General features: G+C 35.5%; 15 protein-coding genes. 8 read left to right on the forward strand and 7 right to left on the reverse strand.

Going from position 1 to position 15,539, the window contains the following annotated elements; genetic code table 11:
• Window positions 1-14 precede the first annotated feature (14 nt).
• The 3 genes from D5J18_RS04660 to D5J18_RS04670 all read right to left on the reverse strand — a co-directional run bounded on the left by D5J18_RS04660 (window position 15) and on the right by D5J18_RS04670 (window position 2,596).
• Complete coding sequence (locus D5J18_RS04660) at window positions 15-1,913, reverse strand: Mu transposase C-terminal domain-containing protein (RefSeq protein ID WP_165844961.1); 1,899 nt, start codon at window positions 1,911-1,913, stop codon at window positions 15-17.
• Between the two features lie 151 nt (window positions 1,914-2,064).
• Complete coding sequence (locus tag D5J18_RS04665) at window positions 2,065-2,382, reverse strand: hypothetical protein (RefSeq protein WP_119057853.1); 318 nt, start codon at window positions 2,380-2,382, stop codon at window positions 2,065-2,067.
• Between the two features lie 10 nt (window positions 2,383-2,392).
• Window positions 2,393-2,596, reverse strand: coding sequence for a hypothetical protein (locus D5J18_RS04670; RefSeq protein ID WP_119057854.1), 204 nt, complete (start codon window positions 2,594-2,596; stop codon window positions 2,393-2,395).
• 88 nt (window positions 2,597-2,684) lie between these two features.
• Between D5J18_RS04670 and D5J18_RS04675 the strand changes: the two genes are divergently transcribed.
• On the forward strand, window positions 2,685-3,365 hold the full coding sequence (locus D5J18_RS04675) for a LexA family transcriptional regulator (RefSeq protein WP_119057855.1): 681 nt from the start codon (window positions 2,685-2,687) through the stop codon (window positions 3,363-3,365).
• 603 nt (window positions 3,366-3,968) lie between these two features.
• Here the strand turns inward: D5J18_RS04675 and D5J18_RS04680 are convergent.
• A complete protein-coding gene (locus tag D5J18_RS04680; protein WP_119057856.1) occupies window positions 3,969-6,053 on the reverse strand; it encodes a GDSL-type esterase/lipase family protein in 2,085 nt (694 codons plus the stop codon).
• Window positions 6,054-6,140: 87 nt separating this feature from the next.
• Window positions 6,141-6,767, reverse strand: coding sequence for a 4'-phosphopantetheinyl transferase family protein (locus D5J18_RS04685; protein WP_119057857.1), 627 nt, complete (start codon window positions 6,765-6,767; stop codon window positions 6,141-6,143).
• A 69-nt stretch (window positions 6,768-6,836) separates the two neighbouring features.
• Here D5J18_RS04685 and ahcY point away from each other — a divergent pair, with 69 nt between their 5' ends.
• The 4 genes from ahcY (at window position 6,837) to D5J18_RS04705 (ending at window position 11,769) form a co-directional block, all read left to right on the forward strand.
• Complete coding sequence (gene ahcY, locus D5J18_RS04690) at window positions 6,837-8,150, forward strand: adenosylhomocysteinase (protein ID WP_119057858.1); 1,314 nt, start codon at window positions 6,837-6,839, stop codon at window positions 8,148-8,150.
• Window positions 8,151-8,261: 111 nt separating this feature from the next.
• The gene (locus tag D5J18_RS04695) at window positions 8,262-8,951 is read left to right on the forward strand and encodes a succinate dehydrogenase cytochrome b subunit (RefSeq protein WP_119057859.1); all 690 of its coding nucleotides are present in this window, start codon (window positions 8,262-8,264) and stop codon (window positions 8,949-8,951) included.
• A 10-nt stretch (window positions 8,952-8,961) separates the two neighbouring features.
• Window positions 8,962-10,977, forward strand: coding sequence for a fumarate reductase/succinate dehydrogenase flavoprotein subunit (locus D5J18_RS04700; protein ID WP_119057860.1), 2,016 nt, complete (start codon window positions 8,962-8,964; stop codon window positions 10,975-10,977).
• Window positions 10,978-10,986: 9 nt separating this feature from the next.
• Window positions 10,987-11,769, forward strand: coding sequence for a succinate dehydrogenase/fumarate reductase iron-sulfur subunit (locus tag D5J18_RS04705; protein ID WP_119057861.1), 783 nt, complete (start codon window positions 10,987-10,989; stop codon window positions 11,767-11,769).
• A gap of 38 nt (window positions 11,770-11,807) precedes the next feature.
• On the opposite strand, the gene rnpA is transcribed toward D5J18_RS04705, so the two are convergent.
• Window positions 11,808-12,188 carry a ribonuclease P protein component gene (rnpA, locus tag D5J18_RS04710; RefSeq protein ID WP_119057941.1) on the reverse strand — a complete coding sequence of 127 codons (381 nt, stop codon included), beginning with the start codon at window positions 12,186-12,188 and terminating at the stop codon, window positions 11,808-11,810.
• A gap of 197 nt (window positions 12,189-12,385) precedes the next feature.
• On the opposite strand from rnpA, the gene D5J18_RS04715 reads away from it, so the two are divergent.
• A complete protein-coding gene (locus D5J18_RS04715; RefSeq protein ID WP_119057862.1) occupies window positions 12,386-12,796 on the forward strand; it encodes a BrxA/BrxB family bacilliredoxin in 411 nt (136 codons plus the stop codon).
• 27 nt (window positions 12,797-12,823) lie between these two features.
• On the forward strand, window positions 12,824-13,816 hold the full coding sequence (locus tag D5J18_RS04720) for an aspartate-semialdehyde dehydrogenase (protein WP_119057863.1): 993 nt from the start codon (window positions 12,824-12,826) through the stop codon (window positions 13,814-13,816).
• A 173-nt stretch (window positions 13,817-13,989) separates the two neighbouring features.
• Here D5J18_RS04720 and D5J18_RS04725 read toward each other — a convergent pair whose 3' ends face one another.
• Window positions 13,990-14,622: an HAD family hydrolase gene (locus tag D5J18_RS04725; RefSeq protein WP_119057864.1), complete on the reverse strand. Its 633-nt coding sequence runs from the start codon at window positions 14,620-14,622 to the stop codon at window positions 13,990-13,992.
• A gap of 86 nt (window positions 14,623-14,708) precedes the next feature.
• Here D5J18_RS04725 and D5J18_RS04730 point away from each other — a divergent pair, with 86 nt between their 5' ends.
• Window positions 14,709-15,512, forward strand: coding sequence for a TrmH family RNA methyltransferase (locus D5J18_RS04730; protein WP_260377508.1), 804 nt, complete (start codon window positions 14,709-14,711; stop codon window positions 15,510-15,512).
• Window positions 15,513-15,539: the final 27 nt, after the last annotated feature.

Raw genomic sequence — 15,539 nt, forward strand, 5'->3', positions numbered from 1 at the left:
GGGCTTCTTTTGTTTTATAATCTATTGAATATACTTTCTGTTGGTTCTGCTAGTTCTGCTTCGTCGTCCCAATCTTGGTTACTCAAGGCTTTTTGATATTTTCCAATTTCACCCGCTTTTTTACGCCCTGGTTTGTTTCTTTCTATACCTTTCAACGTTGGTCTATTCATACCTTGCTGCTCTGCGGTCATCCCCCATTCAGAGAGGATTTCCTCCATCTTATCTCTTCGCTCTACTCTTTGGCCGGCATTAGCACTTAGTACCTTTCTAATATGGGGTTGTTCCCAGTCTTCTTGCATTTGCGCGGCTCTACCAACTTCTTTTTTGGTTTGTGCTACGGTTACAAATCTTAGCCCTAATGGGGTGTCTTCGTATAAACGGATTTCACTCATATCCTCTGGGTCAAACTTGATGATAAATGATTTACCTACAGACTTATCTAGCCATTCTAAATCTGGCATGCCGTTATCTTGGTACACCATGTAGTCATATTTAACTTTACCTTCTCTAAATGAAATACCAGACGCATCGGCTTTGATTGATTTAGATCTAGTTACCCAGAATAAGTCTACCATATCCCATAGCTCTACTTTTTTAGTGTCTGGGTTTTTACTTTCATAGTACATATCTATTCTTGGGCGGCCTGTTTTGTGGTGTGGTGCTGAATTCCATTCACGCCTGCGTTGTTCATATATTTTTTTAACTTCATCTAGCGTTGGTAGATTTGCTTTATTCGCCAATATCATTTCCATATTGGCTTTAGATTCCTGCTTTTTAGCCGTAATATTTTGCCCCGTAAAAAACCAATCACGTTTTAAGAATTGGGATTGGAAACGCCCAAAAGCACTCTCTATGGTTTTAGATTTACCGTTGTAGGGCTGTGTGGCTGTTTGTATTTTGGCAATTTTGCTTAAAAAATTACCCGCTTTTAATTTTCCGTGCCCACCTTGGTTGTCATATTTAATTTGGTAGGGTCTATAGCCAGCAGTCTGTATGGCCATTTTATATGCGGCATATTGTGCCTCATAATTTTCTGCAGGGCTAATATGAAAGCCTAAAAGCACCTCACTAAAGGCGTCCATCACTTCATACACTTGGCAAGTAGCCATTTCGCCTTTTTCATTTAAATAATAAAGGTTTAGTTTGGTCCCGTCAGAGAACCATAATGAATCTCTAAAGGCTGGCATTTTGGTTTTTAATTGGTAACCAAATTTTTCTTTTGCGGCTAATTCTCCGTGCCTATGGCCGTACCATAAAGGCATAATTTCCTCGCTATATAAAAAGTTGTAAAAGGTTTTTTCTTCTTTGATTTGTTTCCAGCCTTTTTGGTCTGCCATTTCGTTATACTCGCCGTGCAATTGTGCAAGGTTTGCACATTTATTTACTTGATTTGCCCAGCGTGCAAGTACCCAACGCGTACCGTCTGCCGTTAATTTATCTGCATTATTATTCAAAAAATTACCGTGTACCAATTCTACATATCCGTTTTCTTTATAGTCTTTGCATCTTTGTTTTAGCCTGCGGTAATTTATTGGCAGTTTATGTTTATAGGTATGTTCTGGTAGATTGGCTACGGCCTCTGCCATTTTTTTCCATGCTTTTAATTTACCGCCAAATTTTCTGCAGGTAACCATATTGGTAATAATGTAGTGGCAGGTATTTAAAATCATTGCCGTGTGGGTGTATTCAGTTTGGGTTTCTTCTGGTAGAGCGGTGCCGTCCTCTAAAGTGTAGTCGCGATAAAACATTTCTGCTTGGTAGTCAGGTTTTATATAATCACGAAAAATCAAATGCTTGGTTTGCTCATAGGGGTCGCCGGTAAGTTCCACAATCATTTCACGGAAACGGCGAGGTATGCTCTCAAACGCCACCAATGCTTTTCTGCCGTTACCGCCTATCGTCAATTTTTTCATTTTTTTTCGGCTTATAAGTTGGCAATAGTTAGATAAAGACATTATTCTATTATCCTCATAAAGCCAATCCGCATGTACGCATAAAATATTTTCGTGATATTCAAACATTACTCTTGATTTACTCTGAATTTGAATTAATTTTTCCGTATTGTTAATTGTCTTTTCTTTTTATTTGATGTAGATCTTCCGTAATCATTTTTAAAAAAATGTCTTTGTAAGAAGAAATAAGGTCTTCTTGGGTTTCTTTATCAAGGACGTCCCCTTTGTCGTCTAAAACTTTGAAAACATAAAGTCCTTTAACCCTAACATCATACAACGAGTCAAGGTCGTCGTCATAGCCCCTATCTACTACAAACTCTTCTTCATCAAAATATGCAGTATCAAAAGTTAACGTCGTTTCATCTTTAAAGTATACAATAAATACATCTCCTTCTCTTACTATACCCTGGTATTTTCTTAAATCTTTCATATTCGGTGAATTAAATTTTGTTCAAGGTTTGGTTAATCACCCTTTCAGCCTTTTTATAGTCCTCACAAATTTTGATAGACGTCTCGCTATTGCGGTCTCCACGCAAGCTGGCATAGATAAAATGAGGCGTCACCCCATATTTTTCCCTAATTCTGCGTACAATATCCCTGTTATACGCATTGTAATGTTTACTCTTTTTCGTATCTTTATCCATTGCTTTTTTTGATTAAAAATTTAATACAGCAAATATATAAACAAAATGTTTATTTAAACAATAAAATTCACACAAAAAGTTTATTTGAATGGATAGATCCTTAATTTTAAACGAAATAAAATCATATCTGAAGATTGACACAGATACTGAATTTGCTAAATATTTAGATGTGAAACCTCAAGTTTTATCAAACTGGAGGAAAAGAAACACATTTGACATAGATTTAATATACACAAAATGTGAAAACATTGATGCGAATTGGCTTCTCACTGGCAAAGGTTCCATGCTCAAGCAAGAGCTAAAGCTCATTGGCAATCAAAAATCAGCAGATGCTGTCATGGGTATTCAAGATATTCCGTTGTACGATTTAGAAGCCACCGCAGGTTTAGTAGAGATGTTCAGGAGCGAAAAAACAACTTCTGTATTAAACTCCATCCGCATCCCTGGCATACCAAAATGCGACGGTGGGCTATCCATTACAGGCGATAGCATGTATCCTCTCTTAAAATCAGGAGACATAGTATTATATAAAGAGATTCCAGTAGAGCAGCAAAGTATTTTCTTCGGAGAAATGTACTTGCTTGGCGTTCGTGTAGATGAATGGGAAGAGATGATCACCGTAAAATATGTGCAGAAATCAGATAAAGGAGAAGAGTACGTAAGATTAGCCAGTCAAAACCAGTATCACCACCCTAAAGATGTGTTATTAAGCGATATCACAGCTATGGCAATCATCAAAGCCAGTATTCGTTTCAACACCATGTTTTAAAGCCAATCAAGCTTTTTAAGTAAAAAATTAAAGGAAAATACATAAATAATTGATAATGAGTAGTTTGTTTAAATCCAAACCTATTAAAGAATTTGCATTATCCCCCCACAAATATTTATTTTATATGGTTTTAGCACCATTTTTAAAGCTTATCCATAAACTAAAAAGATATTTTAACCCATTAAATGTAATACCAACTGTAATACCAACTGTAATACCAAATATAATTTTATAGGTTTTTATTTTTGTTCTATATGCATTTTGTTGGCACCAACAAAATGGTAGTTAAACACCAAGTTAAAGCATAAAAAAAACGCCCGTAATGGGCGTATATAGTAGATAATGGGTGTATTTACCCGTAATTGGTAGTTAAGTAGTTAAAAGGTAGTATTTAATCGCTCTAAGAATGGTAATTAAATAGTAGGTAATGGAAGTTAATTGCACTTTTTGTATGCACATAAAAAAAGCAGTAAAACTACCGCAAACCCTTTATACAAGCCGAAAAAATCGGCTTTTCTCTCTTTCTTTTATTTGTACTTTTTGTTTTATGCCCCCTACTTGGGTGAAAATTAAAACTTCATCAGATCTCTACCAACCATGATTTTATGGGAATGGATTATTAAAAGTAGAGGCAGGAATCCCATCTTCGTCCGTTAAATTGCCTAAAGAATAAGATTGCCAAGCGTAACGAAAGAATTTAGGGTTCTTAATATTCTTATGTTTTAATAAAACATTTAATCCTGAAATTGTTGCCTCAGCAGGGTGAAATATTCTATCCTCTCCAGCAATTTCAAAACCTTTAAGATTTTCATTATCAGATGTTTTTAAAGATTTAGCATCAGAGAAAGAGAGAATTATTGTACAGTTTTTATAAATCACATTTTCTAAAACAGGACCAGAGGCATTGAAATTTAGTTTGTAAAAATCTTTTAAAGCTAAATTAGCTAAACGTTCTCCAATTGTTTTTTTATCTTTGGGGTGGACATCATATTTATCTCCCACATCAGAACTTACAACCATTTTGGTATTTGGAATTTTTTCCGCTAAAAGTCTTTGACTGTTTCTAAAATGAGCCCAAGTTTCTCTTCCTTTTTCCATGCTAGAAAGTTGTACAAAATAAAAAGGAAAATTTGAATTCCTTCGTTCTCTCCAATCCTCTATCATTTTTGTGAAAAGGATTTCATGCAGTTCAACGTTAGATGCGTTAGACTCTCCTTGGTACCAAATCGCTCCAGCAATGGGTAATTTTTCAAATACTTTAATTCCATTTTCATATAAATAAGAAGGCAAGAAAGGATGCCGCTGGGAAGGATTTGAACTTCTCCTAATATTTTTTTTGACGCGTTCACGCACCCAAGAGTCAGTGTAATCGCTATCCCAATTTTTTAGAAAATTCAGCAAAAGAGGGTCGCGTTGCATTTTGCTTCTGCTAATCCAAGCCTCTGTAGGTGAGCCACCTATGGCTAAACTGATAATGCCTAAAGGCACATTTGTTTCTTTTTGAATTTTTTTTGAAAAATAATAAGCTACTGCCGAGAAGTCTTTTGCCTTATTTTCATCTAAAGTTTCCCATTGAGTTGGCAGATAGAAACGCCCTTGATTCACTTTTTCTAAAACAGCAGAATCCCACTCAACATCATAGGTAGAATGAATGGGTTTGTAATCATAGATTTTAATATAAGGATTAGTTTTAAGAGTCAAAGAGTCAAAATACAAATCATCTTTGAGTTTAAAAGCCATATTTGATTGCCCAGCCGCAATCCAAAGGTCTCCTACAAATAATTTTTTAAGGCTTAAAATTTTTTCTGAATCAGAAACTTGAAAATTATAAGGGCCTCCTGCGGGCTTATTTTCAAATTCAATTTCCCAATGGCCATCAGCTAAAACTGTTGTTGATTTTTTTTCTTTATCAAAGTTTGCATGTAAAATTGAACCAGGTTTTCCTTTTCCCCAAAAGCGGATAGGTTTATTTCTTTGCAAAATCATATTGTTGCTAAAAACCTCATCTATGCTTAGGGCGTTAAAACTCTCTTTTACAGCACGATAAACTGTTTTGGCTAAGATTTTAGCACCTTTTGCATTAGGGTGAAGCGCATCAGCGAATAAGTCTTCTCTGTTTGATAGAGGCGTATAAAAATCAATTAAATGAGTTTTTGCGTTTTTAGCAATTAATGGAATTGTCTGTTGAATTTGTTCAAAATAAGTCAAAGTGCTAGACCCAAAGCGTGGATGAGCAGGGAAAATAGGCGTCATCAGGCAGATATAAATTTTAGCTTTAGGATTTTGTTTTCTAAAACTCTCGATTAAATCATAGTAATCTTGAAAAAAATCATCTCGAAATTTAGGCCAATTGCGAGGGTCGGTATCATTTAAGCCAAGATGAATGATGACAATATCGGCAGCAAAGTCTAAAGCTTTTTGATATTCTTCTGTTTTCGTGTAGGGATTATGCCCATGATTTAGAAGGGTAGCACCAGATTTCCCAAAATTTTCTACCCAATAATCCTTCCCCAGCATATTTTGTAATTGGCTAGGGTAAGAGTTTTGCTCTCTGTTTTCTATCCCATAGCCAAAAGTAACGCTGTTACCAACGTTTGCAAGTTTGATTTTTTTTTGACCTGATAATGAAATGTTTAGTAGTAAAAAAAATAAAAAAAGGAAATTTTTTAAGGGTTTAAAAAAATGCATTAAAAAAAATTAAAAGCCTTATCAAATTTATGAAAAATTTTGATTAAGATTTAGATAATTAAAAAAGAATGAAAATTTCACTTAAAGTTATAGATAATCAACAACCCATACGAGATAGTATTCTTTTATTTTTTTAAATTTAGCAAGATATTTTTTACTCTTTTTTTTGTCAGAAATCCAGCAAAATAAAGTTTCATCTTTGATATCAAAACGTTCGACCCAATAATGATGTAAAAAATTCCATAAATTTCCACCATTAATTTTATAAAGCCCTTCTTTTACGCCCCATACAACGTGCAGGTAATCTGTAAGTTGGTGATTTCTAGGCATCCAAGCGTTTTCATCTTTGCGAATGAATTTTTTTTCAATATTTAGAATTTTTTTATCACGTTTTTTTTCAATATCAATCCCGATAGGAAAGTGGCTAAGCCCTACCGATACCAAATCATAAGAATGAGTGATGGAAATGTGCCGCTCGCTAGGCAGGTAAGGTTTTCCGTTTGGAGTGTAGAGAACATCATAGTCAGCATTTAGTTGTTTTAGGCAAGCCCGAATTCCCAAATATTCTCTGGCTTGTTTGGGGGGTAAGCTCCTATATTTCGCTAGTCTAGGAGGGGTTAGATTCACAAAATTTTCTAAGGCTTCAGTATTTTCTGAAACCTCCCAAGTAATGATTTCGGTGAATTCTTCCTTGATTTGATGGATGATAGGCATAAAGGTATCTGCGTTACTTTATGTATATTTGTGTGAAATAAAGTATAAAAATAAAGAATTTAATTAAATATGAATGCAAAAACTGATTTTGTTCCGTATAAAGTAAAGAATATAGAATTAGCTGATTTTGGAAGAAAAGAAATTAAATTGGCAGAGGCAGAAATGCCAGGTTTGATGGCTCTGAGAGAAGAATTTGGCAAGAAAAAACCTTTGAAAGGCGCCCGAATTGCTGGGTGTCTGCATATGACAATACAGACGGCAGTGCTTATTGAAACCTTGGTAGCTTTGGGGGCAGAAGTGGCATGGTCTTCTTGTAATATTTATTCCACACAAGATCATGCCGCAGCAGCAATTGCCGCTGCAGGGATTCCTGTATATGCATGGAAGGGCATGACAGAGGAAGAGTTTAATTGGTGCATTGAGCAAACACTTTTCTTTGGAGAAGCGCGTAAACCATTGAATTTAATTTTGGATGACGGAGGGGATTTGACTAATATGGTTTTAGACCAATTTCCAGAATTGGTAGAAGGGGTAAAAGGACTCTCTGAGGAAACAACCACTGGAGTTCATCGTTTGTATGAAAGAATGAAAAAGGGGACATTACTTATGCCTGCCATCAACGTGAATGATAGTGTAACGAAGTCAAAGTTTGATAATAAATATGGGTGTAGAGAATCTGCCGTGGATGCTATCCGAAGAGCAACAGACGTGATGTTGGCAGGGAAAGTAGCAGTGGTAGCAGGCTACGGTGATGTGGGAAAAGGAACGGCAGCTTCTTTGCGTGGAGCAGGAGCGAGAGTTTTAGTGACTGAAATAGACCCGATATGTGCATTACAAGCCGCAATGGATGGCTACGAAGTGAAAAAAATGGATGATGCGGTGAAAGAAGCAGATTTGTTGATAACTGCAACAGGAAATAAGGATATCATTAAAGATAGACACTTCAAAGCGATGAAGGACAAAGCTATTGTCGGGAATATTGGTCATTTTGATAATGAAATTGATATGACTTGGCTAAATAAAAATTATGGGGAAACCAAAGATGAAATAAAACCACAAGTCGATTTATATAATATTGATGGTAAAGAAGTTATCATACTCTCGCAAGGGCGATTGATGAATTTAGGCAATGCAACGGGGCATCCATCTTTTGTAATGTCTAATTCTTTCACCAATCAAACATTAGCTCAGATTGAACTTTGGACGAATTCTGACCAATATGAAAATCAAGTTTATGTATTGCCTAAGCATCTAGATGAAAAGGTAGCTAGATTACATTTAGCTAAAGTTGGTGTAGAATTAGATGAATTGACTCCAGAACAGGCTGAATATATAGATGTGCCAATAGAAGGCCCATATAAATCAGATTTATATCGATATTAATTTAATTTAGATTAAAAATAGATTAAGCAATAATGATGAAATACAGCTTTTACCCAAAATCATTTTTTTACTTTTGTTACCATAATTTAAAAGTTAAAAATTTAAAGACTAATGGCTCAGGGATTATTTAACTCATCAATCGGAAGAAAATTTGCAATGGCATTGTCTGCTTTTTTCTTGATTACGTTTTTGGTTGTTCATTTACTGGTAAATTTTTTATCTGTGATTTCACCCAGTGCATATAATGAGGCATCTCATTTTATGGGAACCAATCCACTCGTTCAGTTTTTATTTCAGCCTATATTAATTGCGGGTGTTGTTTTTCACTTTGTATTGGGTTTTGTTTTAGAAATAAAAAATAAAAAAGCACGAGGTCCTGTAGGTTATGTGAAGAGTAATTCTTCTCAGAATTCTACTTGGGTTTCTAGAAATATGGTAGTTACAGGAGCTATGATTCTGATTTTTTTAGGTTTACACTTCGCGGATTTTTGGTTGCCAGAAATTAATACCAAGTACATACAAGGAGATATGACAGGGCTTTTGCAAGGAGGCGATGGCGATTTAAGATATTATGAGGAATTACAGCATAAATTTGCATCTCCTTGGCGTGTTGCTGTTTATGTCATAGCCTTTATCCTTTTAGGATTACATTTAGCGCACGGTTTTCAGTCGGCTTTTCAGTCGGTGGGGGCGAATCATAGAAGATACACACCAGTTATCAAAGCTTTTGGTAAATTCTACGCCATCATTATTCCTTTAGGATTTATTTTTATAGCAATTTATCATTTTCTAAATCAATAAGCAGTAGCATATGTCAGAATTATTAAACGCAAAAATTCCACAAGGCGATATTGCTGAAAAGTGGAGAAATCATAAAGCAAATATCAGATTAGTTGCACCTAACAATAGAGATCGTATCGATATCATTGTTGTAGGGACTGGTTTAGCTGGAGGTTCTGCTGCTGCCACTTTAGCAGAATTAGGCTATAATGTAAAAGCATTTTGTTATCAAGATTCACCTAGGCGAGCACACTCAATTGCAGCCCAAGGAGGAATTAATGCTGCAAAAAATTATAAAGGAGATAATGACTCCATTTATCGCTTATTTTATGATACGGTAAAAGGAGGAGACTACCGAGGGAGAGAAGCTAATGTTTATCGTTTAGCAGAGGAATCTGTTAATATTATAGACCAATGTGTCATGCAAGGAGTTCCATTTGCCCGAGAGTATGGAGGATTGTTAGACAACCGTTCATTTGGAGGCGTTCAGGTAAAGCGAACCTTCTATGCTAAAGGGCAAACAGGGCAACAACTTTTATTGGGTGCTTATTCGGCAATGAACCGTCAAATTAATTTAGGGCGTATTAAGATGTATAATCGCCATGAGATGCTAGATCTTGTGATTGTAGATGGCAAAGCAAGAGGAATTATTGCTAGAAATTTAGTAACTGGCGAGATTGAAAGGCACTCAGCTCATGCCGTGGTGATTGCCTCTGGTGGGTATGGAAATGTTTATTTCTTATCGACCAATGCGATGGGTTCTAATGCGACTGCTTGTTGGAAAATTCATAAGAAAGGTGCTTTGTTTGCAAATCCTTGCTACGTGCAAATTCACCCAACTTGTATTCCAGTACACGGAACTAATCAATCTAAATTAACGCTGATGTCTGAATCTTTGAGAAACTCAGGAAGAATTTGGGTTCCAAAGAAAAAAGAAGATGCTGAAGCAATTCGTGAAAAAAGAAAAAAACCAGTAGATATTGCAGAAGAAGACAGGGATTACTATTTAGAAAGAAGATACCCATCATTTGGCAACTTAGTACCGAGAGACGTAGCTTCTCGTGCGGCAAAAGAGCGATGTGATGCTGGTTTTGGTATAGAGAATAACGACACCAATGAAGGCGTTTTCTTAGACTTCTCGACAGAGATTCAAAAGAAAGGAAAAGAAGTCGCTTACTCACTAGGAAACCATAATCCATCACAAGAAGAAATCACCAAATTAGGTAAAAAATGGATAGAAGAAAAGTATGGGAATCTTTTCCAAATGTATGAAAAAATTACAGCGGAAAATCCATACGAAACACCGATGAAAATTTATCCAGCGGTACACTATACCATGGGGGGCATTTGGGTAGATTATAACTTAATGAGCACAATACAAGGCTGCTATGTGGCTGGAGAGGCAAACTTCTCAGACCATGGAGCCAATAGACTTGGAGCTTCAGCTTTGATGCAAGGTTTAGCTGATGGTTATTTTGTGTTACCTTATACAATGGCAGATTATTTAGCTGATGACATTAGAACAGGACCAATCTCAACAGATTTACCAGAATTTGAGCAAGCTGAAAAAGAAGTGGTAGAGAGCATCAACTATTTTATTAATAATAACGGAACTAAATCTGTTGACCATTTCCACAAGAAATTAGGACAAATCATGTGGAACAAAGTTGGAATGGCCAGAAATGCTCAAGGATTGCAAGAAGCCATCAAAGAAATTGCGGAGCTGAGAGAAGAATACTATAAAGACGTTTATGTTCCAGGTACAGCAGATGAACTTAACCCTGAGCTAGAGAAAGCACTTCGTGTAGCAGACTTTATGGAATTAGGACAACTGATGGCAATGGACGCTCTAAATAGAAATGAAAGTGCAGGAGGGCATTTCCGCCAAGAATATCAAACCGAAGACGGTGAAGCTAAGCGAGATGATGAAAATTACACCTATGTTGCTGCTTGGCAGTACCATGGGGCAGATATTAATACCGAAGAATTACATAAAGAGCATTTAGAGTTTAACTATATTGAATTGAAACAACGTTCATATAAATAAGAAACTACAATGGCAGATAAAAATATAAATATCACACTTAAAATTTGGCGTCAAAAAAACGCACAAAGCAAAGGTAAAATAGAAACATATAAGCTAAATAATGTTTCCCAAGCAAGTTCTTTTCTAGAAATGATGGATCAGCTCAACGAGCAGCTGATAGAAGAAAGAAAAGAACCTGTTGCTTTTGACCACGATTGTAGAGAAGGTATTTGTGGAACGTGTTCACTTTACATCAATGGTAGACCTCATGGTCCCGATAACGCCATCACCACTTGCCAATTGCACATGCGCAGCTTTAATGATGGAGACACCATTTATATAGAACCTTGGCGTTCAGTAGCTTTTCCTGTGATAAAGGATTTGATTGTTGACCGATCGGCTTTTGAAAGAATTCAGCAAGCAGGAGGCTATATTTCTGTGGATACAACAGGAAACGCTGTAGACGCAAATGCTTTACCCATCCCTAAATTTGATGCAGATCGCTCCTTTGATGCAGCCGCTTGTATAGGTTGTGGAGCCTGTGTAGCTGCTTGTAAAAATGGTTCAGCTATGCTTTTTGTAGGAGCAAAGGTTTCTCAATTTGCATTGCTACCGCAAGGTAAAGTAGAGGCCGCAAGACGTGTGCAAAATATGGTGAAACAAATGGACTTGGAAGGATTTGGAAACTGTACCAACACGGAAGCTTGCGAAGCAGAGTGCCCGAAAGAAATTTCACTTGAAAATATCGCACGTATGAACCGTGAATACTTAAGCGCAAAAGTTTGCAGCGAAAGTGGAGTGAATGCCAAATAAATTTTTTAAGCCTTAGAAAAAAAAAGCCCTTTTTGTTTTCAAGAAAGGGCTTTTTTATTGATTTCTTCGAGTAAATGAATGATACTTTTTTCCACCATTATATAATCAGAATAAGAGCGAGATTTGTAAATGAAAATAATAATAAAATTCCCCTTTAATTTTCTTTTGTTTAAGCGAAAAGCCTCTCGCATTCTCCTTTTGATTTTATTTCTATCAACAGCTTTTTTAAAATGTCTTTTTGGTACAGCAAAAGCCACTTCACTATGGTTAGATACCTGAAAATCAGCAAAACAAGGCGTTTCTAAACTTAAATAAATTGCTTGTATGGGGTAAGATTTTAGGGACTTTCCTTCGGAAAACAGAAAATCAAAACGTTTTTTGTGAATTAGTTTTTCTTTTTTAGGGAATTTATGTTTCAATTTTAAATCAAAATTTATGAGGGAAAACAAAGTTCAATATTACAAAATCTAATTTAAATGAGTTGACAATTCGGTAAAATAAACTTTAAAATAGATTTAAATCTTGATATTTTTTAAGCCTTAAAAAAAATTAAGTCAAAAACTTGATTAAAAACTTTTGTACCTTTGTTGCTTCAAAATTAAATTAAATTAAAAATATGTACCCAGAAGAAATTGTAAATCCAATGAAAGCTGAATTAACTCAGAATGGTTTTGAGGATTTAGATTCGATAGAAAAAGTTCAAGAATTCTTAAAAAAAGAAGGCACCTCACTTGTCGTCGTAAATAGTGTTTGTGGTTGTGCAGCGGGAGGAGCTCGCCCTGGTGTGGTTTTGTCTTTGGCAAATGAAAAGTCTCCCCAAAACTTGGGAACCGTCTTTGCTGGATTTGATATTGAGGCGACAAAAGTGGCACGTGAGGCTATGTTGCCTTTCCCTCCAAGTTCGCCCTCTGTTGCTTTATTCAAAGATGGAGAGCTAGTGCATATGCTAGAGCGTCACCATATTGAGGGGCATTCACCACAAATGATTGCAGAGAATTTAAAGCAAGCATACAACGAATTTTGTTAATTTTTTTTTAAAGCCTTAGAAAAAAAAATGAAAGTATCCGTCGTAGGAGCGACAGGAATGGTAGGGGAAAAAATGCTACAAGTTTTGGAGGAGAGAAACTTTCCTGTAACTGAGCTTATTCCTGTTGCTTCAGAAAAATCTGTAGGAAAAGAAATTGAATTTAAAGGTCAAAAATATACGGTGAAATCTCTAGAAACCGCTGTAGAAGAAAATTGTGATGTAGCGTTGTTCTCAGCGGGGGGGGGTATAAGCTTAGATTGGGCACCAAAATTTGCAGCAAAAGGAACCGTAGTTGTAGACAACTCTTCTGCTTGGCGTATGAATGAGGGTATAAAGTTGATTGTGCCAGAAATTAACGCAGATATTTTGACAAAAGAGGATAAAATTATAGCTAATCCCAACTGCTCGACAATACAGCTGGTAATGGTTCTGAATCCACTACACCAAAAATATGGAATAAAGCGAGTTGTAGTGTCTACTTACCAATCGGTGACGGGTACGGGTAAAGCTGCTGTAGACCAATTGGATGGAGAAATTAGAGGTGAAAATCCAGCCAAAGTTTATCCGTATGAAATTTTCAAAAATGCACTACCACATTGTGATGTTTTTGAAGAAAATGGCTACACTAAAGAAGAGATGAAGCTTACTCGCGAAACACAAAAAATCTTGGATGATAAGAGTATTGCTGTAACAGCAACGGCTGTGCGAGTTCCAGTACAGGGAGGGCACTCTGAGGCAGTAAATATTGAATTTGAAAAAGATTTTGATGAATCAAAAGTGAGGAAAATTCTAAACGAATCCCCTGGAATTACTTTGCAAGATAATACGGATTCAAATATTTATCCGATGCCAAAATATGCAGAGGGTAAAAATGATGTATTCGTAGGGCGCATCAGAAGGGATTACTCACAACCTAATTCGTTAAATTTATGGATTGTCTCTGATAATTTAAGAAAAGGTGCGGCGACTAATACTGTGCAAATTGCTGAGAAATTGCTAGAGAAAAAAATCATCGGATAAAAAAGAAAAAAGAGAGGGAAAAATTTTAAAGCCTTATTTTAAAAAGCCGTTTCAATAAAATTAAGAAACGGCTACTTTTATTTTTTTTCTCTCAGGCTCTTCTTGGTCTATCTTTTAAATATTAAAATCTTAGAAATAAATTATAGATTTCGAGATGCTTTTCACGCAAAATATTATGCAAAATACTCTGTAAGTTCTTTGAGAGAATCAAATTTTTTAAAATAATTTTCGCTATTACCGTAGCCCATTGTCACAAAAACGAATGGAATATTAGCCAACTTAGCTTCTTTTTCATCTTTTTCAGTATCACCAATATATACAGCATTTTTAAAACCGTATTTGTCTTTTAGCAATTGAATATTATGATGCTTCGGTTTTTCATTCATACCGTAGGCAAAGGAGTCAGTAATAAACTCTTGTATATTAGCTCTTTCCATGAAATAATCAATACCCTTGGCTGGGCAATTGCTCACGATAAAAACGGAATAAACGGCTGATAATCTTTGTAGCATTTCAATCAAATATGGAAATAAAATTCCTTCTTTGTCTTGCATTCTTTGGTATTGTTTCTCGGCAATGGCTTTAAACCATTCCTTTTGTTGTTCTTCAGAAATGTTCCCAAAGATTTCATGTGTGAACTCGGCTGATTCTAAGCCCATGTATTTCTGAAGTTGCTCTGGCGTATAAGATTTTTGAATGTTTTTTTCTTTTAGAAAATCATTGGTTGCCGCTGTGTAGAGTGTTAAAGAATCCCATAGAGTGCCGTCCATATCAAAAATTAATGCATCGAAATCTGTTTTTTTCATGATTAAAATTTTTTAAGCCTTAAAAAAAAATCTAACTTTTTTAAAGCTATAAGAATAATAATTTTTTGAAAGATACAAATAAATTTATGATTTACTTATTTTTGTGTATGCACATTTCAAGCTCTCAAAACAAGCAAATTAAATATCTACTAAAATTACAACAGAAATCTAAATTTCGTAAAAAAACAAAGGAATTTCTAGTAGAGGGAGTGCAAGAAAATCAACTTGCATTGGCTAATGGGTACAAAAATAAAGGCTTCTATTGGGTAGAAGAAATTTTTAATAATGAATTTAATTTAGATAACTTCAATCAAGTTTCAATTTCAAAAGAAGTTTTTGAAAAATTAGCTTACCGAAAGACAACAGGAGGAATCATAGGGATTTATGAGCAGAAAGAATTTTCATTAAATCAAATTCAAAATCCAAAGCCAATAATTGTAGTGCTAGAAGAGATTGAAAAACCTGGCAATTTAGGAGCTATTTTACGCAGTTGTGATGCAATAAAAGCTGATGCAGTGGTGATATGTGACGAGCGTGTAGATTTTTATAACCCTAATGTCATCAGAAGCAGCGTGGGAACTTTGTTTTCAAACCGATTGATTTATAGCACTTCACAAGATTTTTTGAAATGGATCAAAAGAGAAAAATTAGCCTTATACGCTACTTATCTAAGAGAAGATACACAAAATTTGTTTGATTTAAATCTATCGGAAGGAGTTGCATGGGTTTTTGGGACAGAATCTTTTGGACTATCTGATTTTTGGATAGATGAAGGAGTGAAAACAGTGAAAATACCCATGAGTGGGCAGGTAGATTCTTTGAATGTAAGTAATGCCGTAGCTGTTTGCCTGTACGAGACTTGGAGGCAAATTAATTTTTCTAAGCCTTAAAAAAAATTTAAATAAAAAGAATTGCTC

Origin of the sequence: Candidatus Ornithobacterium hominis, from assembly GCF_900538215.1 — a bacterium.
In the GTDB taxonomy this organism is placed as follows: Bacteria; Bacteroidota; Bacteroidia; order Flavobacteriales; family Weeksellaceae; genus Ornithobacterium; species Ornithobacterium hominis.